This window comes from Streptomyces sp. NPDC042346 (genome assembly GCF_055581845.1).
The window spans coordinates 129,727-151,413 of sequence record NZ_JBVJEH010000009.1 but is presented as its reverse complement, the minus strand read 5'-3'; the positions used below and the strand labels follow the sequence as shown (position 1 = coordinate 151,413).

At 72.6% G+C, this 21,687-nt stretch carries 16 protein-coding genes; 7 read left to right on the top strand and 9 right to left on the bottom strand.

Features of this window, described 5'->3' with window-relative positions:
* Positions 1 to 94: 94 nt before the first annotated feature.
* From ACZ6K0_RS30570 to ACZ6K0_RS30560, 3 genes are all read right to left on the bottom strand, one after another.
* Positions 95 to 1,555 (bottom strand): glutamate synthase subunit beta, encoded by a 1,461-nt coding sequence (locus ACZ6K0_RS30570; RefSeq protein ID WP_376395238.1) that lies wholly within the window; start codon positions 1,553 to 1,555, stop codon positions 95 to 97.
* Complete coding sequence (gene gltB / locus ACZ6K0_RS30565; protein WP_469228258.1) at positions 1,548 to 6,113, bottom strand: glutamate synthase large subunit; 4,566 nt, start codon at positions 6,111 to 6,113, stop codon at positions 1,548 to 1,550. Before gltB ends, ACZ6K0_RS30570 begins: the two co-directional genes overlap by 8 nt.
* A 499-nt stretch (positions 6,114 to 6,612) precedes the next feature.
* On the bottom strand, positions 6,613 to 7,341 hold the full coding sequence (locus ACZ6K0_RS30560; RefSeq protein WP_376395243.1) for a VIT1/CCC1 transporter family protein: 729 nt from the start codon (positions 7,339 to 7,341) through the stop codon (positions 6,613 to 6,615).
* A gap of 267 nt (positions 7,342 to 7,608) precedes the next feature.
* On the opposite strand from ACZ6K0_RS30560, the gene ACZ6K0_RS30555 reads away from it, so the two are divergent.
* The 7 genes from ACZ6K0_RS30555 to ACZ6K0_RS30525 are packed head-to-tail and all read left to right on the top strand — an operon-like array spanning position 7,609 to position 15,962.
* Positions 7,609 to 8,604, top strand: coding sequence for an ADP-ribosylglycohydrolase family protein (locus ACZ6K0_RS30555; protein WP_056645764.1), 996 nt, complete (start codon positions 7,609 to 7,611; stop codon positions 8,602 to 8,604).
* The gene (locus ACZ6K0_RS30550) at positions 8,601 to 10,211 is read left to right on the top strand and encodes an ADP-ribosylglycohydrolase family protein (protein WP_376395247.1); all 1,611 of its coding nucleotides are present in this window, start codon (positions 8,601 to 8,603) and stop codon (positions 10,209 to 10,211) included. Before ACZ6K0_RS30555 ends, ACZ6K0_RS30550 begins: the two co-directional genes overlap by 4 nt.
* Positions 10,177 to 11,343 carry an ADP-ribosylglycohydrolase family protein gene (locus ACZ6K0_RS30545; RefSeq protein ID WP_469228260.1) on the top strand — a complete coding sequence of 389 codons (1,167 nt, stop codon included), beginning with the start codon at positions 10,177 to 10,179 and terminating at the stop codon, positions 11,341 to 11,343. The genes ACZ6K0_RS30550 and ACZ6K0_RS30545 overlap by 35 nt, the downstream gene beginning before the upstream one ends.
* Positions 11,340 to 13,019 carry an ADP-ribosylglycohydrolase family protein gene (locus tag ACZ6K0_RS30540; protein WP_469228262.1) on the top strand — a complete coding sequence of 560 codons (1,680 nt, stop codon included), beginning with the start codon at positions 11,340 to 11,342 and terminating at the stop codon, positions 13,017 to 13,019. Before ACZ6K0_RS30545 ends, ACZ6K0_RS30540 begins: the two co-directional genes overlap by 4 nt.
* Positions 13,016 to 13,936, top strand: coding sequence for a ribokinase (gene rbsK, locus ACZ6K0_RS30535; protein WP_376395253.1), 921 nt, complete (start codon positions 13,016 to 13,018; stop codon positions 13,934 to 13,936). Before ACZ6K0_RS30540 ends, rbsK begins: the two co-directional genes overlap by 4 nt.
* Positions 13,933 to 15,150, top strand: coding sequence for a CaiB/BaiF CoA transferase family protein (locus ACZ6K0_RS30530; protein WP_376395256.1), 1,218 nt, complete (start codon positions 13,933 to 13,935; stop codon positions 15,148 to 15,150). The genes rbsK and ACZ6K0_RS30530 overlap by 4 nt, the downstream gene beginning before the upstream one ends.
* Positions 15,147 to 15,962: an HpcH/HpaI aldolase/citrate lyase family protein gene (locus ACZ6K0_RS30525; RefSeq protein ID WP_469228265.1), complete on the top strand. Its 816-nt coding sequence runs from the start codon at positions 15,147 to 15,149 to the stop codon at positions 15,960 to 15,962. The genes ACZ6K0_RS30530 and ACZ6K0_RS30525 overlap by 4 nt, the downstream gene beginning before the upstream one ends.
* 63 nt (positions 15,963 to 16,025) lie before the next feature.
* On the opposite strand, the gene lgt is transcribed toward ACZ6K0_RS30525, so the two are convergent.
* From lgt to trpC, 6 genes are all read right to left on the bottom strand, one after another.
* A complete protein-coding gene (gene lgt, locus ACZ6K0_RS30520) occupies positions 16,026 to 17,039 on the bottom strand; it encodes a prolipoprotein diacylglyceryl transferase (protein WP_469228267.1) in 1,014 nt (337 codons plus the stop codon).
* 64 nt (positions 17,040 to 17,103) lie between these two features.
* On the bottom strand, positions 17,104 to 17,946 hold the full coding sequence (locus ACZ6K0_RS30515) for a DsbA family protein (protein ID WP_376395265.1): 843 nt from the start codon (positions 17,944 to 17,946) through the stop codon (positions 17,104 to 17,106).
* Positions 17,947 to 18,010: 64 nt separating this feature from the next.
* Positions 18,011 to 18,832 (bottom strand): tryptophan synthase subunit alpha, encoded by an 822-nt coding sequence (trpA, locus tag ACZ6K0_RS30510; RefSeq protein WP_469228269.1) that lies wholly within the window; start codon positions 18,830 to 18,832, stop codon positions 18,011 to 18,013.
* Positions 18,829 to 20,067: a tryptophan synthase subunit beta gene (gene trpB / locus ACZ6K0_RS30505; RefSeq protein ID WP_376396133.1), complete on the bottom strand. Its 1,239-nt coding sequence runs from the start codon at positions 20,065 to 20,067 to the stop codon at positions 18,829 to 18,831. Before trpB ends, trpA begins: the two co-directional genes overlap by 4 nt.
* A 384-nt stretch (positions 20,068 to 20,451) precedes the next feature.
* Positions 20,452 to 20,679 carry a tryptophan biosynthesis modulator TrpM gene (trpM, locus tag ACZ6K0_RS30500; RefSeq protein WP_469228825.1) on the bottom strand — a complete coding sequence of 76 codons (228 nt, stop codon included), beginning with the start codon at positions 20,677 to 20,679 and terminating at the stop codon, positions 20,452 to 20,454.
* A 64-nt stretch (positions 20,680 to 20,743) separates the two neighbouring features.
* Complete coding sequence (gene trpC, locus ACZ6K0_RS30495) at positions 20,744 to 21,553, bottom strand: indole-3-glycerol phosphate synthase TrpC (RefSeq protein WP_376395270.1); 810 nt, start codon at positions 21,551 to 21,553, stop codon at positions 20,744 to 20,746.
* Positions 21,554 to 21,687 lie beyond the last annotated feature (134 nt).

Genomic DNA, 21,687 nt, shown 5'->3' with positions numbered 1-21,687 from the left:
CGCCCTCCCAGTCGTCCGGTCGGGGACATTCGGGGGGCGCCGCGCTCAGTTCCGCACGTCGTTGTACGGGACGTTCAGGGGTGATCCGGCGGGATCAGACCGTCAGCGAACGGTCCGTCGGGCGGATCGGGGCCGGCAGCGAGCTGGCTCCGGTCAGGAAGCGGTCCACGCCACGGGCGGCGGAGCGGCCCTCGGCGATGGCCCACACGATGAGGGACTGGCCGCGACCCGCGTCACCGGCGACGTACACGCCATCGACGTTGGTGGCGAAGTCCGCGTCACGGGCGATGTTACCCCGCGCATCCAGGTCCAGACCAAACTGCGCGACCAGGCCGTTCTCCACGTCCGTTCCGGTGAAGCCCATCGCGAGCGTGACCAGCTGGGCGGGGATCTTGCGCTCCGTGCCCGGCTTCTGGGTCAGCTTGCCCTCGACGAACTCGACCTCGACGAGGTGGAGGAACTGGACGTTGCCGTCCTCGTCGCCCTCGAAGTGGGTGGTGGAGACGGAGTAGACCCGCTCGCCGCCCTCCTCGTGCGCCGAGGTGACCTTGTACAGCATGGGGAAGGTCGGCCAGGGCTGGCCGGCGTTCCGGTCCTCGCCCGGCCTGGGCATGATCTCCAGCTGCGTGACCGAGGCCGCGCCCTGGCGGTGCGCCGTACCGACGCAGTCCGCGCCGGTGTCGCCGCCGCCGATGACGACGACGTGCTTGCCCTCGGCGGTGATCGGCGGGGCCACGAAGTCGCCCTCGACGACCTTGTTGGCCAGTGGCAGGTACTCCATGGCCTGGTGGATGCCGTTGAGCTCGCGGCCCGGGACGGGCAGGTCACGGGCGGTGGTGGCGCCGGCGGCGATGACCACGGCGTCGAACCTCTTGCGCAGGTCCGTCGACGTCAGGTCGCGGCCGATCTCGATGCCGGTGCGGAACTTGGTGCCCTCCGCGCGCATCTGCTCGATGCGGCGGTTGATGTGCCGCTTCTCCATCTTGAACTCGGGGATGCCGTAGCGCAGCAGGCCGCCGATGCGGTCGGCGCGCTCGTACACGACCACGGTGTGGCCGGCCCGGGTCAGCTGCTGGGCCGCGGCGAGACCCGCCGGGCCCGAGCCGATGACGGCGGCGGTCTTGCCGGACAGGCGCTCGGGCACCTGCGGCTTGACGTCGTTCGCGTCCCAGGCCTTGTCGATGATGGAGACTTCGACGTTCTTGATGGTGACGGCCGGCTGGTTGATGCCGAGGACACACGCCGACTCGCACGGAGCCGGGCACAGGCGGCCGGTGAACTCCGGGAAGTTGTTGGTGGCGTGCAGGCGCTCCTGCGCCGCCGACCAGTCCTCGCGGTAGGCGTAGTCGTTCCACTCGGGGATCAGGTTCCCGAGGGGGCAGCCGTTGTGGCAGAACGGGATGCCGCAGTCCATGCAGCGGCCGGCCTGCTTGCTGATGATCGGCAGCAGGGAACCGGGAACGTAGACCTCGTTCCAGTCCCTGACTCGCTCGCCCACCGGCCGGGTCTTGGCGACTTCGCGCCCGGTGGTCAGGAAGCCCTTGGGGTCAGCCATTGGTCGCCGCCTCCATCATCTTCTCGGTGGTCTCGGTCTCGGAGAGACCGGCGAGCTCAGCGGCGTCCTTGGCGGCGAGCACTGCCTTGTACGTGGTGGGGATGATCTTGCTGAACCGGTCCGCGTTCGCGTCCCAGTCGGCGAGGAGCTTCTGGGCGACCGTCGAGCCGGTCTCCTCCTGGTGGCGGCGCACGACGTCGTGCAGCCACGCCTTGTCGGAGTCCGACAGGGACTCGACCGCTCCCAGGTTGCCGGAGTTGACGTTGTCCCGGTCGAGGTCGACGACGTAGGCGACGCCGCCCGACATGCCCGCCGCGAAGTTGCGGCCGGTCTCGCCGAGGACGACCGCCGTACCGCCGGTCATGTACTCGCAGCCGTGGTCGCCCACGCCCTCCGAGACGACCAGCGCGCCGGAGTTGCGGACGCAGAAGCGCTCGCCGGTGCGGCCGCGCAGGAACAGCTCGCCGCCGGTCGCGCCGTAGCCGATGGTGTTGCCCGCGATGGTCGAGAACTCGGCCAGGTGGTCGGCGCCCCGGTCCGGGCGGACGACGACGCGGCCGCCGGAGAGGCCCTTGCCGACGTAGTCGTTGGCGTCGCCCTCCAGGCGGAGGGTGACACCGCTCGGCAGGAAGGCGCCGAAGGACTGGCCGGCGGAGCCGGTGAACGTGATGTCGATGGTGTCGGCCGGGAGGCCGGCGCCACCGAACTTCTTCGTCACCTGGTGGCCGAGCATGGTGCCGACCGTGCGGTTGATGTTGCGGATCGCGACCTGGGCGCGGACCGGCTGCGCCTCCTCGGCGGAGGCGGCGTTCAGGGCCTCGGCGGCGAGCTCGATCAGCTCGTTGTCGAGGGCCTTCTCCAGACCGTGGTCCTGCTCGATCAGGGCGTGGCGGACCGCGCCCTCGGGCAGCTCGGGCACGTAGAAGAGCGGCTCCAGGTCGAGACCCTGCGCCTTCCAGTGCGTGACGGCACGGCTGGTGTCGAGCAGCTCGGCGTGGCCGACGGCCTCTTCGATGGTGCGGAAGCCCAGCTCGGCGAGGAGCTCGCGGACCTCCTCGGCGATGAACTCGAAGAAGTTGACGACGTACTCGGCCTTGCCGGAGAACCGGTCGCGCAGGGCGGGGTTCTGGGTGGCGATGCCGACCGGGCAGGTGTCCAGGTGGCAGACGCGCATCATGACGCAGCCGGAGACGACGAGCGGCGCGGTCGCGAAACCGAACTCCTCGGCGCCGAGCAGCGCGGCGATGACGACGTCGCGGCCGGTCTTGAGCTGGCCGTCGGTCTGGACGACGATGCGGTCGCGCAGGCCGTTGAGCAGCAGGGTCTGCTGGGTCTCGGCGAGGCCGAGCTCCCAGGGGCCGCCCGCGTGCTTCAGCGAGGTCAGCGGGGAGGCGCCCGTTCCGCCGTCGTGGCCGGAGATGAGGACGACGTCCGCGTGGGCCTTGGAGACACCGGCGGCGACCGTGCCGACGCCGACCTCGGAGACCAGCTTCACGTGGATGCGGGCGACCGGGTTGGCGTTCTTGAGGTCGTGGATCAGCTGAGCCAGGTCCTCGATGGAGTAGATGTCGTGGTGCGGCGGCGGCGAGATGAGGCCGACGCCGGGCGTCGAGTGACGCGTCTTGGCGACCCACGGGTAGACCTTGTGGCCGGGCAGCTGGCCGCCCTCGCCGGGCTTGGCGCCCTGCGCCATCTTGATCTGGATGTCGTCGGCGTTGACCAGGTACTCGCTGGTGACGCCGAAGCGGCCGGAGGCGACCTGCTTGATGGAGGAGCGGCGCGCCGGGTCGTACAGGCGGTCCGGGTCCTCGCCGCCCTCACCGGTGTTGGACTTGGCGCCCAGCTGGTTCATGGCGATGGCGAGGGTCTCGTGCGCCTCGCGGGAGATGGAGCCGTACGACATGGCGCCGGTCGAGAACCGCTTGACGATCTCGCTGACGGACTCGACCTCGTCGACGGAGATCGACGGGCGGTCGGAGGTGATGCCGAAGAGGCCGCGGAGCGTCATGAGGCGCTCGGACTGCTCGTTCACCCGCTCCGTGTACTGCTTGAAGATGTCGTACCGCTTGTTGCGCGTGGCGTGCTGGAGGCGGAAGACCGTCTCCGGGTCGAACAGGTGCGGCTCGCCCTCGCGGCGCCACTGGTACTCGCCGCCGATGTCCAGGGCGCGGTGCGCCGAGGGGACGCCGGAGACGGGGTACGCCTTGGCGTGGCGGGCGGCGACCTCCTTGGCGACGACGTCGAGACCGGCGCCGCCGATCTTGGTGGCCGTGCCGTTGAAGTACGTGGCGACGAAGCCGGCGTCCAGGCCGACGGCCTCGAAGACCTGCGCGCCGCGGTAGGAGGCGACGGTGGAGATGCCCATCTTGGACATGACCTTGAGGACGCCCTTGCCGAGGGCGTAGATCAGGTTCCGGATGGCCTGCTCGGGCTCCAGGCCCTCGATGAAGGTGCCGGCGCGGACCAGGTCCTCGACGGACTCCATGGCGAGGTACGGGTTGACCGCCGCGGCGCCGTAGCCGATGAGCAGGGCGACGTGGTGGACCTCGCGGACGTCACCGGCCTCGACGAGCAGACCCACCTTGGTGCGCTGCTTGGTGCGGATGAGGTGGTGGTGGACGGCCGAGGTGAGCAGCAGCGAGGGAATCGGCGCGTGCTCGGCGTCGGAGTGCCGGTCGGACAGCACGATCAGGCGGGCGCCGCCCTCGATCGCGGTGTCGGCCTCGGCGCAGATCGCCTCGATGCGGGCGGCGAGGGCCTCGCCGCCGCCGGAGACCCGGTAGAGACCGGAGAGGGTCACGGCCTTCATGCCGGGCATGTCGCCGTCGGCGTTGATGTGGATGAGCTTGGCCAGCTCGTCGTTGTCGATCACCGGGAAGGGCAGGGTGACGCTGCGACACGAGCCGGAGGTCGGTTCGAGCAGGTTGCCCTGGGGGCCCAGCGAGGAGCGGAGGCTCGTCACGAGCTCTTCACGGATGGCGTCCAGCGGCGGGTTCGTGACCTGCGCGAAGAGCTGGGTGAAGTAGTCGAAGAGCAGCCGGGGGCGGGCGGACAGGGCCGCGATCGGCGAGTCCGTGCCCATGGAGCCGAGCGGCTCGCCGGCGGTGCGGGCCATCGGGGCGAGGATGACGCGGAGCTCTTCCTCGGTGTAGCCGAAGGTCTGCTGGCGGCGGGTGACCGAGGCGTGGGTGTGCACGATGTGCTCGCGCTCGGGGAGGTCGGAGAGCTCGATCTCCCCGGTCTCCAGCCACTCCTGGTACGGGTTCTCGGCGGCGAGACCGGCCTTGATCTCGTCGTCCTCGATGATCCGGTGCTCGGCGGTGTCGACGAGGAACATCTTGCCGGGCTGGAGGCGGCCCTTGCGGACGACCTTGGCGGGGTCGATGTCGAGGACGCCGACCTCGGAGGAGAGGACGACGAGGCCCTCGTCGGTGACCCAGTAGCGGCCGGGGCGCAGTCCGTTGCGGTCGAGGACCGCGCCGACCTGGACGCCGTCGGTGAAGGTGACGCAGGCCGGTCCGTCCCAGGGCTCCATCATCGTGGAGTGGTACTGGTAGAAGGCGCGGCGGGCCGGGTCCATCGAGTCGTGGTTCTCCCACGCCTCGGGGACCATCATCAGGACCGCGTGCGGCAGGGAACGGCCGCCGAGGTGGAGCAGCTCCAGGACCTCGTCGAAGGAGGCCGAGTCGGAGGCGTCCGGGGTGCAGATCGGGAAGATCCGGTCCAGCGAGCCCTCGCCGAAGACGGCGGAGTCGAGCTGCGCCTCGCGGGCGGTCATCCAGTTCCGGTTGCCCTTGACGGTGTTGATCTCACCGTTGTGGGCGACGAAGCGGTACGGGTGGGCCAGCGGCCAGCTCGGGAAGGTGTTGGTGGAGAAGCGGGAGTGGACCAGGGCCACGGCGGAGGCGCAGCGGCGGTCCGACAGGTCCGGGAAGAAGGGCTCCAGCTGGCCGGTGGTCAGCATGCCCTTGTAGACGATCGTGCGGGCGGAGAGCGACGGGAAGTAGGTCGCGGCCTCGCGCTCGGCGCGCTTGCGCAGCACGAACGCCTTGCGGTCCAGCACGATGCCCGTGGCCGTACCGTCGGCGTCCTTCACGAACAGCTGGCGGAAGACCGGCATGGTGGAGCGGGCGGAGGCGCCGAGCAGCTCGGGGGCGACGGGGACCTCGCGCCAGCCGAGGACGGTGAGGCCCTCTTCGGCGGCGATCGTCTCGATCTTCGAGACGATCTCGTCCGTGCCGTCCTCGGGGAGGAAGGCGATGCCGACGGCGTACGCGCCGGCCTCGGGGAGCTCGAATCCGGCGACCTCGCGGAGGAAGGCGTCCGGGACCTGGAAAAGGATGCCGGCGCCGTCTCCGGAGTCGGGCTCGGAGCCGGTGGCGCCGCGGTGCTCGAGATTGCGCAGTACGGTCAGCGCCTGCTCGACCAGTGCGTGGCTGGCTACACCAGTGAGGGTGGCCACGAATCCGACACCACAGGCGTCGTGTTCGTTACGGGGGTCGTACATCCCCTGCGGAGCAGGGCGACCGTCCATGGGCGACCAGGCGTCGGAACGCATCGGCTCTCCCGTCGTCGTATTGGCATATGCAGATGCCGAGGGACGACGTTGGCCCTCCGCGAAATTTCGTGCAGGTTACATGATGGCTGGCTTCTCGCGAAGTGGATAGCTCATTCCAGCATGCGGACACCACCGACACGCAATGGTGGTGTGTTCTCACCTGTGGGGTGCGAGGACAGGGGACTGTCCCGCGGGGGACGGACCGGGGGGAGCCGGAGGATCTCCGGGCTTCCGGCGGTCCGACACTGGGTGGGCCTCATTGCCCAACGACGCTCATGCCTTCTTCCCGTTGGTCACGGGTTCGAAACCGCCGGGTAACCGGCTACTTATGTGGCGTCGTGCATAGTGTCTCATCGCCGCGGCGGATCCAGCCAGGGATATACGTCACAACCGATACGGGCTCTTCGTCCCGAAAAGGTGCCCCGAAATGCCGAAAAGGCCCCTTGTAGGGACCTCCCGGCCTTCTCTGCGGGTACGGAATCCGTTCCGATATCCGGAGCTACAACGCCGCTCCGAAGAGCATCCCGAGCCCGTACGTGACGGCGGCCGCGGCCCCGCCCAGGACCAGCTGGCGCATCCCGCTGAAGAGCCAGCCGCGGGCCGTCACCCGGGCCACCAGCGCGCCGCAGGCGAAGAGCCCGAGGAGCGCGAGCAGCACGGCGGGCCACAGCGCGGTCGCCCCGAGCAGGAACGGCAGGACGGGGAGCAGGGCGCCGAGCGCGAAGGAGGCGAAGGACGACACCGCGGCGACCATCGGCGACGGCAGGTCGTCCGGGTCGATGCCGAGCTCCTCGCGGGCGTGGATCTCCAGGGCCTGCTCCGGATCCCGGGAGAGCTGCATGGCGACCTCGCGGGCGAGCGCGGGCTCGACGCCCCGGGACACGTACAGCGCGGCGAGCTCCTCCATCTCGTCGATGGGGTGCTTGCACAACTGGCGGCGCTCGACGTCCAGTTCCGCCTGGACGAGCTCGCGCTGCGAGGCCACGGAGGTGTACTCGCCGGCCGCCATGGAGAAGGCACCGGCGGCGAGCCCCGCGACGCCGGTGATGACGACGGTCTGCGTGGAGACCGCGCCGCCGGCGACACCGGTCATCAGGGCGAGGTTGGAGACGAGTCCGTCCATCGCGCCGAACACCGCGGGCCGCAGCCAACCGCCGTTCACGTCACGGTGCGTGTGGTTGTCGCGGTGGGCCTCGTGCAGTGGCGCCTGAGCTTCGATGATGGACATGGCTCTCCCCTCGTTCCGGCGGGCCGGGTCGCACCCGCCGCCCCCAACACCTCGAAAATACGCGCGATGTAAGGGGCCCGCCAGCAAGGCAGGCCGTACTTACTAAGGCGCCCCTTAGGAGTGCCCCTCCGGGTGAACCTGGTTCTGGCGAGGTGTCAGCCGGGTGACAGAGACGTTTCTTCAGCGAGTTCGCGGCGCGCGGTGGCACAGATCCAGGCATCGGGGCACGCCGCACTGCGCGCCCCCACCGAGGAAGGGGCCGCGAGAATGACGACCACGGCATGCGACACGCGCGAACGGGCGAGGGGGGCGCTCCTCGGCCTCGCCGTCGGCGACGCGCTCGGCGCGCCCGCCGAGAACATGCGCCCCTCGGAGATCCGCCGCCGATGGGGCCGCATCGAGGGCTTCGTGACGGACCGCCCGGCGGGCACCGACGACACCGAGTACGCGATCTTCTCGGCCCTGCTCCTCGCCCGGCACGGCTCGGCGCTCACCGTCCACCACGTCGAACGGGCCTGGCACCACTGGATCGCCGACCTCGACGAGGGCCCCTTCCGCGGCGCGGGCTTCTCGGAGCGCGGCACGCTGGAGAACCTCCGCCGGGGCCTCGCCGCACCCATCTCCGCCCAGCACCGCCACGCCTGGAGCGACGGGCTCGCGATGCGCGCCGCGCCCTTCGGGGTCTTCGCGGCCGGACGTCCGGCGGAGGCGGCGCGCCTCGTCGCGATCGACGGCAGCGTCAGCCACGAGGGCGAGGGCATCTACGGGGGCCAGGCCGTCGCGGCGGGCGTCGCGGCGGCGATGGCGGGCGCGGGGGTGACCTCGATCATCGCGGCGGCGCTCTCCGTCGTCCCGATGGACTCCTGGACGGCCCGCTCCCTGCGCCGCGCGGTCGTCGCCGCGCAACGCGTCCAGCCGGACCCGCTCACCCGCGAACGGCAGGTCCGCTCGGCGGTCGTCATCGGCGGCTACCCGTGGACGGACCTGGCACCGGAGGCGGTGGGCCTGGCCTTCGGCGCCTTCGCGGCGGCCCGCGGGGACTTCCGTACGGCGGTCCTGACCGCGGTCAACATGGGCCGCGACGCCGACACGACGGCAGCGGTCGCGGGCGCCCTCGCCGGAGCGATGGCGGGCGCCTCGGCGATCCCGGAGGAATGGTCGACGGCCATCGCCCCGGTCACCGGCAGCTGCCTGCCCTCCATGCGCGGCTACCACGTCCTGGACATCGCGGACCTGCTGACCCCGGAGGAGACCCTGACATGACCGCAAACACGACGACGACCACCGCGGCGGCCGCGGCCGCCACCCCGGGCGCCACCGCCACCACGGGCGCCACCGCTGCGGACACCGCCGCCCCAGCAGGCGCTACCGCCACCAACGCTGTGGGCACCACCACCGCGCCGGCTGTGGGCAATCGTCCCGCAGGGCGGGACGGGTGGGCACAGCCCCCGATGCCGGGCACCGGCCCCCTGCTCGGTGACCCGCAGGCCCCCGCCCCGCTACTGGGCGCCGACACACTGGCCCCCGCCCCACTGCCGGGCACCGAAACCCTGGCCCCCGCCCCACTCCCAGGCACCGACACACAGGCCCCCACCCCACTCCCGGACACCCACCCCCTGGCCCCCGCCCCAGTACGCGGGACCGGATCATGGGGCGCCGGCGCCCACGAGGCCCCGCAGCCCGACGCCCCTCAGCCGAAGGCCCCCCGCAGGGCCGGTCGCGACAAGACCGAGGGCCTCCTCCTCGGCCTCGCCGCAGGCGACGCCGCCGGCTGGCCCGCCGCCCGCCACCGCGCCGCCCGCATGCCGGAGTGGACCCGCCGCCTCACCCGCGAACTCGACACCTTCGCCGAGCAGAACGCGACGACCACCCTCCCCGTCCCCATCGCCCTCAACCAGCCCCCCGAGCCCCTCCGCCTCGGCCCCTCCGACGACGCCGAGTGGGCGGCCTTCACCGCCGAGGCGATCCTCACCGCCTCCGGCCCCGTCTTCGCCGGCCTCCCCCCGGAGCGCCGCCTCCGCGCCGCCGTCGACCTCGCCTGGAACGCCCTCGCCGGCCAGGTCGCCGCCGCCGCCGAGCGCGCCCCCGAGGTCGAGTCCGCCGTCCTCCCCCTCCGCGCCCGCATCTCCGTACGCGCCGGGCTCGGCAATCTCGCCACCGGTCTGCGCCCGCCCGCCACCGGCCACGACAACCCGCACTACTTCGACGACGCCGCCTGCGTCCGGGCGGCCGTCCTCGCCGTCGTCCACCCCGGCGACCCGCACGCCGCCGCCGAACTCGCCGAGTTCGACGCCCGGTACACCCAGGACGGGGACGGCGTCCACGGCGCCCGCGCGACGGCGGCGGCCGTCGCCGCGGCCCTCGGCGGGGCGACGGTCGACGAGGCCGTCGAGGCGGCACTCGCCGAACTCCCGCCCGTCACCGAGATCGGCCGCAACGCCCGGTACGCGGTGAAGCTGGCCCGGACCGCCGGTTCGGCCTTCGAGCTGGTCCCGCTCCTGGAGCACCGGATCGTGGACCACGTCTACAGCTACGGGATCGCCGCCGCCGAGACCGTCCCGGTCGCCCTCGCGCTCGCCACCGCCGCCCGGGGCGAGATGACGGCGGCGGTACCGGCCGCCGTCTGCCTCTCCCGGGTCGCGGACTCCGCCCCCGCGCTCGCGGGCGCGCTCACCGGCGCGCTGGGCGGCGGCCGTTCGGTGCCGGCGACCTGGCGCGAGGCCTGCCGGACGCTCGCGGGGTGCGCGCTGCCCCGGCTCGCGGGGACGGATCTGGTCGAACTCGCCGGGCTCCTGGGAGCCACGGAACCGGCCTCCCCAGGTGGACAATTCCGACATGACACCCACACTGGCTGTGCCCACCCTGGATGACCGGATCACCGGCAGCCTCCTCGGGGCCGCCGTCGGCGACGCGCTCGGCGGCCCCGTCGAGGGCTACACCCCCCAGCAGATCCTGGAGCGGCACGGCGGCCGCGTCACCGGGATCGTCGGCCCCTGGAACGGCGACGACTGGCGCACCGCCCGCCCCATCGCGCCGTACCACAAGGGCGACGGGCACGTCACCGACGACACCTTGATGACCCACGCCCTGATCCGGGTGTACGAGAAGGTCCGCGGCCACCTCGACGCGTACGCGGTCGCGGACTTCCTCGTCCCCGAACTCATGGGCTCCCCCGTCTGGATCCCGGAGCTGGAGGCAGAGGCCCTCCCCCTCCAGCGGATCTTCCTCGCCGAGAAGTGGCTCGTGGCCCGGCTCCACTACGGTCACGTCGACCCGCGCGAGGCCGGTGCCGGCAACATCGTCAACTGCGGCGCCGCGATGTACATGGCGCCGGTCGGGCTCGTCAACGCCGGCCACCCCGCGGCCGCCTACGCCGAGGCCCTCGACGTCGCGGGCGCGCACCAGTCCTCGTACGGCCGGGAGGCGGCGGGCGTCTTCGCGGCGGCGGTCGCCGCGGCCTGCGCGCCGGGCGCGACGCCCTCCTCGATCGTCGACACAGCCCTCACCCTCGCGAAGGACGGCACCAGGTCGGCGATCGAGGCGGTCGCGGAAGTGGCGGCCCGCCACACGGACTTCGAGTCCGCGCTCACCCCGCTCCGCGCGGCGGTGGCCCCCTTCGACACGGTCGGCCCCGACTACCGCTCCCCCTCCCTCGGCGCCCGCCGCCCGTCCCGCCTGCACGCGATCGAGGAGCTGCCGATCGCCCTGGGCATGCTGCTCGTCGGCGAGGGCGACTTCCGTCGTACGGTCCTGGGGTCGGTCAACTACGGCCGCGACTGCGACTCGATCGCCACGATGGCGGGCGCGATCGTGGGCGCCCTGCACGGCGAGTCCGCCGTTCCCGCCGACTGGGCGAAGCGGGTCGCGGAGGCGAGCCGGCTCGACCTGCACGCCCCGGCGGCGGCGCTGGCCCGGGTGACGCGCGAGGTCTTCGCCCAGGACGAGAAGGCGCGCCGGGCGCACGAGGCGGCCTTCACGACACTGACGAGCGCGGACCGGTGAACCTCCGGCTGACCTGGGTGCAGCCGGAGGACCTGGTGGGCCACGAGCTGCGCCAGGCGGCGGAGGACGGCCGCGACGCCGCCGCGATCGCCGCGCGCTGGCACGCGGCGGGCGGCCCGCAGGCCCCGGAGACGGCCGGCGCCTCCGCCGTACCCCGCCCGGACCTCCGCCCCCTGGCGGAGGAACTCCTGGACGCCCTCGCGACCCTCCCCACACCGTCGGCGAAGCACGAACCGACACCACTGCCCAGCATCCAAACTCTGACGACCCCTCTCACCACCCCTCTCACCACCCCTCCCCCCAACCCTGCCGGCACCGGGGTCTCCACCCCCGAACCCCCTCACGAAGCACCCACCCCCGGCTTCAACGAAGACAGGAACGCCCGGCCACACCCCCCGACGCCGGACACCCCCCACCACCCCCCAAGCGAAGCCCCGGAGAGCCGAGGACTCGAAGGCGAAGCCCCCCAACACCTCCCGCGCGAAGCGCCGGGGACCCCGGGGTTCGGGGGCGAACCCCCGCACCACCCCCCGCGCGAAGCGCCGGGGACCCCGGGGTTCGGGGGTGGCGCCCCCGGTCCCGTCAGGGTTTCGGGAAGGGGCGGGGTGGGGGAAAGCGGCTCCCTCCTCCACCGGCTGCACGCCGCCTGGCTCGGGCGGGCCGTCGGGTGTCTGCTCGGCAAGCCCGTCGAGAAGCTGCCCCTCCCCGCCATCCGCGCCCTCGCCCGCGCCACCGGCAACTGGCCCCTCTCCACCTGGTTCACCGCCCGCGGCGTCCCCCCGGACCTGCTCGCCGCCCACCCCTGGAACCGCCGCTCCGCCCCCACCTCCCTCGCCGAGAACATCGACGGGATGCCCGAGGACGACGACCTCAACTACCCCCTCCTCAACCTGCTGCTCCTCCAGCGGTACGGCCGCGACTTCACCACCGCCGACGTCGCCCGCCTCTGGCTCGACGAACTCCCCGCAGGCCGCACCTTCACGGCCGAGCGCGTCGCCTACCGCAATCTCCTCGACGGCGTCGAACCCCCGCTGACCGCCGTCCACCGCAACCCCTTCCGTGAGTGGATCGGCGCCCAGATCCGGGCCGACGTCCACGGCTGGACCCACCCGGGCGACCCGGTCGCCGCCGCCGCGCAGGCCTACCGGGACGCGGCGCTCACCCACACCGCGAACGGCGTCTACGGCGCCATGTTCGTCGCCGCCGCCCTCGCCACCGCCGCGACCGGCACCGCCGACGTCCACCGGTCGCTCGCCGCCGGACTCGCGGTGATCCCGCCCCGCTCCCGCCTCGCCGCGGCCGTCCGCCTGGGCATCGCGTCCGCCCGCGAGGAGAGCGACTTCGACACCGTCGTCGACCGTCTGCACGCCGAACTCGGCGGGTACCACTGGGTCCATGCCGTCCCCAACGCCGCCCTGCTCGCCGCCGCCCTCACGCACGGCGACGGAGACTTCTCCCGCTCCGTCTGCGCGGCGGTCTCGGGCGGCTGGGACACCGACTCCAACGGCGCCACCGCCGGTTCGGTCGCCGGGCTGCTCGCCGGTCACCCCGACCGGCTGCCCGAGCACTGGACCACCCCCCTCAAGAACCGTCTCGCGACCTCGGTCCCGTCCTTCGACGGCATCGGGTTCGACACCCTGGCCGAACTGACACATCTGGAGGCAGTACGCCCATGACCAGCATCGTCGTACTCGGCAGCACGAACATGGACCTCGTCGCCTACGTCCCGAGGGCGCCCGCCCGCGGCGAGACGGTCACCGGCCGCGCGTTCCGCACGATCCCCGGCGGCAAGGGCGCCAACCAGGCCGTCGCCGCCGCCCGCGCCGGCGCCGAGGTCGCGATGATCGGCGCGGTCGGCGCGGACGACTTCGGTGCGCGGCTCCGGGCCAACCTGGAGCACTGCGCCGTCGACACCGACCTCCTGCGCACCGCCGAGGGCCCCTCCGGCACCGCCCACATCGTCGTCGACGACGAGGGCGGCAACGCGATCGTCGTCGTCCCCGGCGCCAACGCCGCCGTCGTCTCACTCAGTCACGGCGACGAGGCCCTGATCGGCACCGCCGACGCCCTGCTCCTCCAGCTCGAACTCCCCCTCTCCGTCGTCGTCGAGGGCGCCGCGACCGCCCGCCGTCTCGGCGTCCGCACCGTTCTGACGCCCGCCCCCGCCCAACGGCTCCCTCCCGAACTCCTCGCCGCCACCGACCTGCTGGTGCCCAACGAGCACGAGGCCACCGCGCTCACCGGACTCACCGACCCGCACGCCGCCGCCCAGGCCCTGCTGCGGGACGTCCCCGAGGTCGTCGTCACCCTGGGCGCGGCCGGCAGCCTGTACGCGGCGCGCGGCGCCGAGCCGGTCACCGTGCCCGCCCCCCGTGTCAGGGCCGTGGACACCACCGCCGCAGGCGACACCTTCGTCGGCGCCCTCGCAGTCGCCCTCGGCGAGGGCCGGCCCGTCCCCGAGGCGCTCGCCTGGGCGCAGACCGCCGCCGCGCTCTCCGTCCAGCGCGAGGGCGCGTCGACCTCGATGCCGTACCGGACCGAGATCGAGGCGGCCTTCGGCTCCCTCGACGACCTGGAGGCCGACCCCGCATGACGACCGCCCCCCATGCCCCCGCCGCCCCCGCACCTCCCCTCCACGGACTGCGCGTCCTGGACCTCGCGACGCTCTTCGCCGGCCCGCTCGCGGCGACGATGCTCGGCGACTTCGGCGCCGACGTCATCAAGGTCGAGCACCCCCGCAAGCCCGATCCGTCCCGCGGCCACGGCCCCGCGAAGGACGGCGTCGGTCTGTGGTGGAAGGTCCTCGGCCGGAACAAGCGGACGATCACCCTCGATCTCTCTGCACCGGGCGGCCGCGACACCCTCCTCGGACTCGCCGCCGAAGCCGACGTGATCGTGGAGAACTTCCGCCCCGGCACCCTGGAACGCTGGGGTCTGGGCTGGGAGGAGCTCTCCACCGTCAACCCGCGTCTCGTCCTCGCCCGCGTCACCGGCTTCGGCCAGTTCGGCCCGTACGCCCACCGCCCCGGCTTCGGCACCCTCGCCGAGGCGATGAGCGGCTTCGCCGCGATCACCGGCGAGCCCGAGGGCCCGCCCACCCTGCCCCCCTTCGGCCTGGCCGACTCCATCGCCGCCCTCGCCACGGCGTACGCGGTGATGACCGCGCTCACCGCCAGGACCACGACCGGCCGCGGCCAGGTCGTCGACATGGCGATCATCGAACCGATGCTCTCCGTCATCGGGCCCCACCCCCTCTGGTACGACCAGCTCGGCTACGTCCAGCCCCGCACCGGCAACCGCTCCCGCAACAACGCCCCGCGCAACACCTACCGGACCGCCGACGGCTCCTGGGTCGCCGTCTCCACCTCCGCCCAGTCGATCGCCGAGCGGGTGCTGCGTCTCGTCGGCCGCCCTGAGCTCGTCGACGAGCCGTGGTTCGCCGACGGCACGGGCCGCGCCGCGCACGCGGACGTCCTGGACGAGGCGGTCGGCACCTGGATCGCCCGCCACACCCGCGACGAGGCCATGGCCGCCTTCGAGAAGGCCGAGGCCGCCATCGCCCCGGTCTACGACGTCCGGGACGTCCTCGACGATCCGCAGTTCCGGGCACTCGGCACCGTCACCGAGGTGCAGGACCCGGAACTCGGCCCGATCAAGATGCAGAACGTGCTCTTCCGCCTCTCCGAGACCCCCGGCGCGATCCGCTGGCCCGGCCGCCCGCACGGCGCCGACACCGCCGACGTCCTCACCGAGCTCGGCCTCACCCCCGCCGAGATCGACGCCCTCCGCGCCCAGGGAGCGGTATGACCGGTATGGAGCGGCTGCGCACTCCCCTCACCTGGCTGTACGCGCCCGGCGACCGCCCCGGGGTCGTGTCCAAGGCCCTGCTCTCCGGCGCCGACGTCGTCATCGTCGACCTGGAGGACGCGGTCGCCCCGCACCGCAAGGCGTACGCCCTCGACGCCACGGTCGATCTGCTCGCCGACGCCCACCCCGTCCCGGTGCACGTCCGCGTCCACTCCCCGCTCGACATCCCCACCCTGGCCCCCCTCCCCGGCCTCTGCGGTCTCCGTGTACCCAAGGTGACACACGCCACTGACATCCACCGGATCGCGGGCCTCGCCCCCGGTCTGCCCCTCTACCCGCTCCTGGAGAACGCCCTCGCCGTGGAGCACGCCTACGCCATCGCCACCGCCCACCCCGACGTGCGCGGCATCGCGCTCGGCGAGGCCGATCTCCGCGCCGACCTGGGGGTACGGGACGACAGCGGCCTCGACTGGCCGCGCAGCCGCGTCGTGGTCGCCGCCCGCGCGGCCGCCCTGCCGCCCCCGGCCCAGTCGGTCCACCCCGACATCGGCGACCTGGACGCCCTGGCCGCCAGCTGCGCCCGGGGCCGGGCGATGGGCTTCCTCGGCCGGGCGGCGATCCATCCCCGCCAGCTCCCCGTCATCGAGCGGGCCTACCTCCCCACCCCGGATGAGGTCGACGCGGCGCGGGAGGTCGTCGCTGCGGCCCGGACCGGCCGGGGTGCCCTGGCTCTCCCCGACGGCCGTTTCGTCGACGCGGCGGTCGTGGAGGGCGCCCACCGGGTCCTCGCCCTCGCCTCCCGCACGGCCTGACCCGCCGCATGCGAAAGGGCCGCCGGAACCTCTCGGTCCCGACGGCCCTTCGACGACGGAGGATCAGCCCTTGGCGGCCGATCCGGCGCCGTTGTCGGCACCGTGATCCACGTCCGTATCCGTATCCGTGTCTGTGTCCGTATCCGTGTCCGTCACGGCGTCCCCGGGCTCACCACCGACGGCGTCGTCCCCGGACTTCCCGGCCTCATCAGCCGTCTCGCCCTCGTCGCCCTCATCGGCGTTGTCGGCCTTGTCGGTCTTCTCGGCCTTGGGCTCCACGATCTCCTCGCGTCCCGGCCGGATCCGCGCCGAGATCACGATGTAGGTCACCGCGAGCAGGAAGACGATGATCGCCGTCCACACGTTCAGGCGCAGACCGAGGATGTGGTGCGCCTCGTCGACGCGCAGGTACTCGGTCCAGACGCGGCCCGCGCAGTACGCGGCGACGTAGAGCGCGAAGGCGCGCCCGTGGCCCAGCTTGAAGCGGCGGTCGGCCCAGACGACCAGGGCGGCGACGCCGACGCACCAGAGCGACTCGTACAGGAAGGTCGGGTGGTAGAGCCCGGCCTCGCGGTTCGCGCTCTCGGTGATCTTCAGGGCCCAGGGCAGATCGGTGGGCTTGCCGTAGAGCTCCTGGTTGAACCAGTTGCCCCAGCGGCCGATGGCCTGGGCGAGGGCGATGCCGGGCGCGATCGCGTCCGCGTACGCCGGGAGCGGGATGCCCCGTCGACGGCAGCCGATCCAGGCACCCACCGCGCCGAGCGCGATGGCGCCCCAGATACCGAGGCCGCCCTCCCAGATCTTGAAGGCGTCGACCCAGTTCTCACCCTCGCTGAAGTACAGCTGATAGTCGGTGATCACGTGGTAGAGGCGTCCGCCGACGAGGCCGAAGGGCACCGCCCAGACGGCGATGTCGGCCACGGTGCCGGCGGTGCCGCCCCGGGCGATCCAGCGCTTGTTGCCGTACCAGACGGCGACGAAGACACCGATGATGATGCAGAAGGCATAGCCGCGCAGCGGGATCGGTCCGAGGTTGATCACGCCGGTCGACGGGCTGGGAATATAGGCAAGGTCCATGGCAGGTCCGACGCTACCTTGCCGGGCGGGCACGACGGCAGCCCACCCGGCAACGTATGGGTAACTAACCCGCCGAGGGAGCGGCCGAGGAGGCCGCCGGAGAGGCCGTTCCGGACTTCTTGCCCTTGTTGGCCTCGGCGACCCACTTCTTCAGGTTCTCCGGGGAGATCTGCTCGCTCCCCTTCGTCGGGAAGATCGATTCGCCGTTGAGGAGGACGGTCGGGGTGCCGCGGAAGCCGCCGTTCTGGAAGGCCTCGTTGGACTTCGCCACCCAGCTGTCGTGCGTGCCGTCCTCGACGCAGCTGCGGAAGGCGGGCGTGTCGAGCCCCGGCACCTTCGCGGCCAGCTCGATCAGCTTGGCGTTGTTCCCGAAGGCGTCGTCCGTCTCCGGCGGCTGGTTGATGTAGAGCGTGTCGTGGTACGCGGTGAACTTCCCCGCGTCCTGGGCGCACGCGGCCGCGTTCGCCGCGCGGAGCGAGCCGCTGCCGCCCATGTTCCCGTCGATGAGGGTGGCGAGGTGGTACTCGGCCTTGAGCGCGCCGGAGGCCTCCAGCTCGTGGATGGTGTCCCGCATGACGTTCTCGAACTGGGCGCACGCCGGGCAGCGGAAGTCCTCCCAGATCGTGAGCGTCGACGGGGCGTCCGCCTTGCCCGTGGGGACGGCGGGCTTGTCGCCCTCGATGGCCCCCGTCGGCGCCACGACCGGGCCCGCCTTGTCCGATCCGCCGCCGCCGTCGCTGTTCGCGGCGATCACCCCGACGACCGCGGCCAGGCCGAGGACGCCGACCACCGCCGCCGACACGATGAGGACGCGCCGCTGCTTCTCACGGGCCTTGTCGCGCTCGCGCTGCTGCTGGAGGCGCTCCCGCGCGCTCCGGTTACCGTCACCACGGTTCTTCTCGCTCACGCCCACAGCAACGAACCGGGGAGGCACGTACGTGCCTCCCCGGTTCCAGATCCACCCAAATGGGTTACGAAACGCGACGCACGCCGGCCGCGAGTTCGCCTGCCAGTTCCCTTACGGCGGCGAGCCCGGCGGCCTCGTCGCCGTCGGCGTCGAGGATCCGCTGGACGAAGGCGGAGCCGACGATGACGCCGTCGGCGAAGACGGCGACCTCCTTCGCCTGGGTGGCGTTGGAGACGCCGAGCCCGACGCACACCGGCAGTTCGGAGGTGGCGCGGGTACGGCGGACGAGATCGGCCGCCTGCTCGCCGACCGACTCGCGGGTGCCGGTGACACCCATGAGCGAGGCGGCGTAGACGAAGCCGGAGCCGGCCGCCGTGATGGTGGCGAGGCGGGCGTCCTTGCTGCTGGGCGCGACGACGAAGACGGTGGCGAGACCGTGCTTGTCGGCGTTCTCGCGCCAGACGGCGGACTCCTGGACAGGCAGGTCGGGCAGGATGCAGCCCGCGCCGCCGGCGGCGGCGAGCTCCTCGGTGAAGCGCTCGATGCCGTAGCGGTCGATCGGGTTCCAGTAGGTCATGACGAGGACCGGCTTCCCGGTGGCCTCGTGGGCCTCGCGGACCGTGCGCATGACGTCGGCGATCTTGACGCCGCCGCGCAGGGCGATGTCGTCGGCCGTCTGGATGACCGGTCCGTCGAGGACCGGGTCGCTGTGCGGGAGACCGACCTCGACGATGTCCGCGCCGCCGTCGAAGACGGCCTTGATGGCCGCGATGCCGCCGTCGACGGTCGGGAAGCCGGCAGGCAGGTAGGCGATGAGCGCCGCCCGGTTCTCGGCCTTGGCCTTGGCGAGGGTCTCGCTCAGCAGCTGGATGTTTCCGGTCGTCACTTGGAACCCTCCCCGTCGTACAGGCCGAAGTAGCGGGCGGCCGTGTCCATGTCCTTGTCGCCGCGCCCGGAGAGGTTGACCAGGAGCAGCGCGTCCTTGCCGAGCTCCTTGCCGACCTCCAGGGCGCCGGCCAGGGCGTGCGCCGACTCGATGGCCGGGATGATGCCCTCGGTACGGGAGAGCAGCCGCAGCGCCTGCATGGCGGCGTCGTCGGTGACGGCGCGGTACTCGCCGCGGCCGCTGTCCTTGAGGTACGCGTGCTCGGGGCCGATGCCCGGGTAGTCGAGGCCGGCCGAGATCGAGTACGGCTCGGTGATCTGGCCCTCCTCGTCCTGGAGGACGTACGAGCGCGAACCGTGCAGGATGCCGGGCTCGCCGGCGGTGAGGGTGGCCGCGTGCTCGCCGGTCTCGACGCCGTGACCGGCCGGCTCGCAGCCGATCAGGCGCACGTCCGCGTCGGGGACGAAGGCGTGGAAGAGGCCGATGGCGTTGGAGCCGCCGCCGACGCAGGCGATCGCCGCGTCGGGGAGGCGTCCGGCGCGCTCCAGGATCTGGCGGCGGGCCTCGACGCCGATGACCCGGTGGAAGTCGCGGACCATGGCGGGGAAGGGGTGCGGGCCGGCCACGGTGCCGAACAGGTAGTGAGTCCTGTCGACGTTGGCGACCCAGTCGCGGAACGCCTCGTTGATGGCGTCCTTGAGGGTGCGGCTGCCGGACTTCACGGCGATGACCTCGGCGCCGAGGATCCGCATCCGGGCCACGTTGAGGGCCTGGCGCTGGGTGTCGATCTCGCCCATGTAGATGGTGCAGTCGAGGCCGAAGAGGGCGCAGGCGGTGGCGGTGGCCACGCCGTGCTGACCGGCGCCGGTCTCGGCGATGACCCGCGTCTTGCCCATGCGCTTGGTCAGCAGGGCCTGACCCAGCACGTTGTTGATCTTGTGCGAGCCGGTGTGGTTGAGGTCCTCGCGCTTGAGGAAGATCCGGGCACCGCCGGCGTGCTCGGCGAACCGGGGGACCTCGGTGAGGGCGCTCGGGCGGCCGGTGTAGTTGACCATGAGGTCGTTGAGCTCGCGGGCGAACTCGGGGTCGGCCTTGGCCTTGTCGTACTCGGCGGCGACCTCGTCCACGGCGGCGACGAGGGCCTCCGGGATGAACTTGCCGCCGTAGGCGCCGAAGTACCCCTCGGCGGTGGGGACCTGACCTTCCAGGTCCGGAATGAAGAACTCGCTGGACATGCGGATGCTCCTCGCGGGGCGGGTGCCCCGGATCGCGTTGCGGTAGATGGTCACGTTATGCGCGCGACCCCTTCACCAACGGCAACGCCGCTACACCACCGGGCTCCGCCCGGGTCCCGTGCGGGCTGCGCCCGAGTCCCGTGTGGGCAATCGTCCCGCAGGGCGGGACGGGTGGGCACACGGGACGGCACCCTTTGCGGGTGCCTCCGCTCCCGAAACCCGGTGCCCACGAGGGCGGGCCGGGCACGTGGTGCGGGTAGGCACAGGTGCGGAACGCGCCCGCAAGGGCGCCGTTCCGTTGTGCCCACCCTCCCCCAGAGGGGGGACCCCCAGCCCAGCGGAACGACTGCCCACAACGGAGGGGCAGGGGGCGGAGCGGTCGGGTTAGGCGGTGGTGGTGTTGATGAAGGTGCGCGCGAGGCGCGGGCGCCATCGCATGCCGTTGACCTGGCCCGGCTCGTCGCCGATCACGTACCGGACCCGGCGGCCGTGGACACGGCGGGCGGGCGCGCGGCAGCCACGCGGTCGGCAGCCCCTGGCCAGCGGGGCATGCGCGGGGACGGAGGCGGCGATACGCAGCCTGCCGCCACGTCCTGTGACCGTCGACGGCACGCCGACGATCCCCCGGGCGGTGCCCGGAGGGGTCGGCGTGGCGCGGACGACGGTCATGTCAGGTTCAGCTCCGGCCGTGGCGGAGGGCCGGGTGGGCGCCGGCGGCGACCAGGTCGGCGACGGCGGCCTTCGGGTCGCGGCCGGTGACGAGGGACTCGCCGACCAGGACCGCGTCGGCGCCCGCGTTGGCGTACGCGATGAGGTCGTGCGGGCCCCGGACGCCGGACTCGGCGATCTTGACGATGTGCGCCGGGATCTCGGGGGCGACCCGCTCGAAGGTGGAGCGGTCGACCTTGAGGGTCTTGAGGTCCCGCGCGTTGACGCCGATGATCCGGGCGCCCGCGTCGACGGCACGCTCGACCTCGTCCTCGTCGTGGACCTCGACCAGCGGGGTCAGCCCGATGGACTCGGCACGCTCGATGAGGGAGACCAGCGCCTCCTGCTCCAGGGCCGAGACGATGAGGAGCGCGAGATCCGCCCCGTACGCGCGGGCTTCCCAGAGCTGGTACGCGGTGACGATGAAGTCCTTGCGCAGGACCGGGATGTCGACCTTGGCCCGGACGGCCTCCAGGTCCGCGAGCGAGCCGCCGAAGCGGCGCTGCTCGGTGAGGACCGAGATGACGGCCGCGCCGCCCGCCTCGTAGTCCGCGGCGAGTCCGGCGGGGTCGGCGATCGCGGCGAGCGCGCCCTTGGACGGGCTGGAGCGCTTGACCTCGCAGATCACCTTGACGCCGTCGCCGCGCAGTGCGGCGACGCCGTCCTTGGCCTGCGGCGCCTTGGCGGCGCGTTCCTTGAGCTCGTCGAGGGTGACCCGCGCCTGCCGCTCTGCGAGGTCGGCGCGTACGCCTTCGATGATCTCGTCGAGCACACTCACGCGAGGGGCCCCCTTCCGGGACGGTGATGGTGATGAGGAACCAGGTTCAGCCACATCGATCCTATCCGCAGGACGGCCCCGGACTCGCATCGGCCGGAGTGGCGTCCCACCTGCTGGGACTCCCGTGGGGGTTT

Excerpts from the sequence above, each read along its gene's own strand:
- gltB (WP_469228258.1), bottom strand. The coding sequence starts at position 6,113 with ATGCGTTCCGACGCCTGGTCGCCCATGGACGGTCGCCCTGCTCCGCAG.
- lgt (WP_469228267.1), bottom strand. The coding sequence starts at position 17,039 with ATGGACCTTGCCTATATTCCCAGCCCGTCGACCGGCGTGATCAACCTC.
- ACZ6K0_RS30530 (WP_376395256.1), top strand. The coding sequence starts at position 13,933 with ATGACGACCGCCCCCCATGCCCCCGCCGCCCCCGCACCTCCCCTCCAC.
- ACZ6K0_RS30560 (WP_376395243.1), bottom strand. The coding sequence starts at position 7,341 with ATGTCCATCATCGAAGCTCAGGCGCCACTGCACGAGGCCCACCGCGAC.
- ACZ6K0_RS30555 (WP_056645764.1), top strand. The coding sequence starts at position 7,609 with ATGACGACCACGGCATGCGACACGCGCGAACGGGCGAGGGGGGCGCTC.
- ACZ6K0_RS30525 (WP_469228265.1), top strand. The coding sequence starts at position 15,147 with ATGACCGGTATGGAGCGGCTGCGCACTCCCCTCACCTGGCTGTACGCG.
- ACZ6K0_RS30545 (WP_469228260.1), top strand. The coding sequence starts at position 10,177 with ATGACACCCACACTGGCTGTGCCCACCCTGGATGACCGGATCACCGGC.
- ACZ6K0_RS30550 (WP_376395247.1), top strand. The coding sequence starts at position 8,601 with ATGACCGCAAACACGACGACGACCACCGCGGCGGCCGCGGCCGCCACC.
- rbsK (WP_376395253.1), top strand. The coding sequence starts at position 13,016 with ATGACCAGCATCGTCGTACTCGGCAGCACGAACATGGACCTCGTCGCC.
- ACZ6K0_RS30570 (WP_376395238.1), bottom strand. The coding sequence starts at position 1,555 with ATGGCTGACCCCAAGGGCTTCCTGACCACCGGGCGCGAAGTCGCCAAG.
- trpB (WP_376396133.1), bottom strand. The coding sequence starts at position 20,067 with ATGTCCAGCGAGTTCTTCATTCCGGACCTGGAAGGTCAGGTCCCCACC.